This is a genomic window from Membranihabitans marinus, assembly GCF_021729155.1.
Taxonomy (GTDB): Bacteria; Bacteroidota; Bacteroidia; order Chitinophagales; family Saprospiraceae; genus Membranihabitans; species Membranihabitans marinus.
The window spans coordinates 1-2,916 of sequence record NZ_JAJQYA010000073.1 but is presented as its reverse complement, the minus strand read 5'-3'; the positions used below and the strand labels follow the sequence as shown (position 1 = coordinate 2,916).

The 2,916-nt window shown below is 44.4% G+C and carries 1 protein-coding gene; it reads left to right on the top strand.

Features of this window, described 5'->3' with window-relative positions:
• Positions 1-2,916, top strand: a 2,916-nt coding sequence (locus LVD51_RS19885; protein ID WP_236973131.1) for a hypothetical protein, incomplete at both ends; no start/stop codon positions are given.

The window sequence follows — 2,916 nt, the reverse complement described above, 5'->3', positions numbered from 1 at the left end:
TCAACTCCAGGGGTGAGAGATACCTTCTGTTTAGTAGTCTGTGATGAAGGAGGAATCTGTGATACGACAATAACGATCATCGAAGTACCATTGCCACCAGATACGGTCTACTATACGGTACCGCCAGACAGTATGATTACATCTTGTGTAGATTTAAGTGAGATACCAGGACCAATAGCTAGTGTAAACAGTTGTGAAGATCCTACATTGGGCAGCATAGGCAGTATCGATCAGGTGACAGGTTGTGTAGAATATACAGCGCCATCGACACCAGGGGTGAGAGATACCTTCTGCTTAGTGGTCTGTGATGAAGATGGCATCTGTGATACGACAATCACGATAATAGAAGTACCCCTTCCACCAGATACGGTCTACTATACAGTACCGGCTGATAGTATGATTACATCATGTGTAGATTTAAGTGAGATACCGGGACCAATAGCTAGTGTAAACAGTTGTGAAGATCCAAGTTTGGGTAGCATAGGTAGTATTGATCAGGTAACTGGTTGTGTAGAATATACAGCACCATCGACACCGGGAGTACGAGATACCTTCTGTCTAGTGGTCTGTGATGAAGGAGGAATCTGCGATACGACAATAACCATCATAGAAGTACCATTGCCACCAGATACAGTCTACTATACGGTACCGGCTGATAGTATGATTACATCTTGTGTAGATCTGACAATGATACCAGGTGCTATATCCAGTGTAAACAGTTGTGAAGATCCGTCATTGGGCAGTATAGGCAGTATAGATCAGGTGACAGGATGTGTAGAATATACAGCGCCATCGACACCAGGGGTGAGAGATACCTTCTGTCTCGTAGTCTGTGATGAAGGAGGAATCTGTGATACGACAATAACGATAATAGAAGTACCATTGCCACCAGATACGGTATACTATACAGTACCGGCTGATAGTATGATTACATCTTGTGTAGATTTGAATGAGATACCAGGGTCAATAGCTAGTGTAAACAGTTGTGAAGATCCGAGTTTGGGCAGCATAGGTATTATCGATCAGGGGACTGGCTGTGTAGAATATACAGCACCATCGACACCAGGGGTTAGAGATACCTTCTGTCTAGTGGTCTGTGATGAAGGAGGAATCTGCGATACGACAATAACGATAATAGAAGTACCGCTTCCGCCAGATACGGTCTACTATACAGTACCGGCTGATAGTATGGTTACATCTTGTGTAGATTTGAGTGAGATACCAGGACCAATAGCTAGTGTAAACAGCTGTGAAGATCCGAGTTTGGGTAGCATAGGTAGTATAGATCAGGTGACAGGTTGTGTAGAATATACAGCACCATCGCCACCAGGGGTGAGAGATACCTTCTGTCTAGTGGTCTGTGATGAAGGAGGAATCTGTGATACGACAATAACGATAATAGAGGTGCCGCTTCCACCAGATACGGTATACTATACGGTGCAGCCGGATAGTATGGTTACATCTTGTGTAGATTTGAGTGAGATCCCAGGACCAATAGCTAGTGTAAACAGTTGTGAAGATCCGTCATTGGGCAGCATAGGCAGTATTGATCAGGTGACTGGTTGTGTAGAATATACAGCACCATCGACACCGGGAGTACGAGATACCTTCTGTCTAGTGGTCTGTGATGAAGGAGGAATCTGCGATACGACAATAACCATCATAGAAGTACCACTTCCACCAGATACGGTCTACTATACGGTACCGGCTGATAGTATGATTACATCCTGTGTAGATTTAAGTGAGATACCAGGACCAATAGCTAGTGTAAACAGCTGTGAAGATCCGTCATTGGGCAGCATAGGCAGTATTGATCAGGTGACAGGATGTGTAGAATATACAGCACCATCTACACCAGGGGTGAGAGATACCTTCTGTCTAGTGGTCTGTGATGAAGGTGGCATCTGTGATACGACAATAACCATCATAGAAGTACCGCTTCCACCAGATACGGTCTACTATACGGTACAGCCGGATAGTATGGTTACATCCTGTGTAGATTTGAGTGAGATACCAGGACCAATAGCTAGTGTAAACAGTTGTGAAGATCCTACATTGGGCAGCATAGGCAGTATCGATCAGGTGACAGGTTGTGTAGAATATACAGCGCCATCGACACCAGGGGTGAGAGATACCTTCTGCTTAGTGGTCTGTGATGAAGATGGCATCTGTGATACGACAATCACGATAATAGAAGTACCATTGCCACCAGATACGGTATATTATACGGTACCGGCTGATAGTATGATTACATCCTGTGTAGATTTAAGTGAGATCCCAGGACCAATAGCTAGTGTAAACAGTTGTGAAGATCCGTCATTGGGCAGCATAGGAAGTATAGATCAGGTGACCGGTTGTGTAGAATATACGGCCCCATCGACACCGGGAGTGCGAGATACCTTCTGTCTAGTGGTCTGTGATGAAGGAGGCATCTGTGATACGACAATAACGATCATAGAAGTACCATTGCCACCAGATACGGTATATTATACGGTACCGGCTGATAGCATGATTACATCTTGTGTAGATCTGACAATGATACCAGGTGCTATATCCAGTGTGAGCAGTTGTGGAGATCCGTCATTGGGCAGCATAGGCAGTATCGATCAGGTGACTGGCTGTGTAGAATATACGGCACCATCGACACTAGGGGTAAGAGATACCTTCTGTTTGGTGGTCTGTGATGAAGATGGAATCTGTGATACGACAGTGACTATTATTGAAGTTCCAGTACCAGGAGTTGTAATGACGAAGGACATATTAATAGGTGCAAGACCGACAGGTACGGTAAATGAATATACGACGACTTATGTGATTCGAGTAGAGGATACAACAGGTCACAGAGCCTACTATGACTTAAGCGATACGATAAAGTATGGCTTGGGTGCGAACTTTATAAGTGCAGAAGTTAGCTAT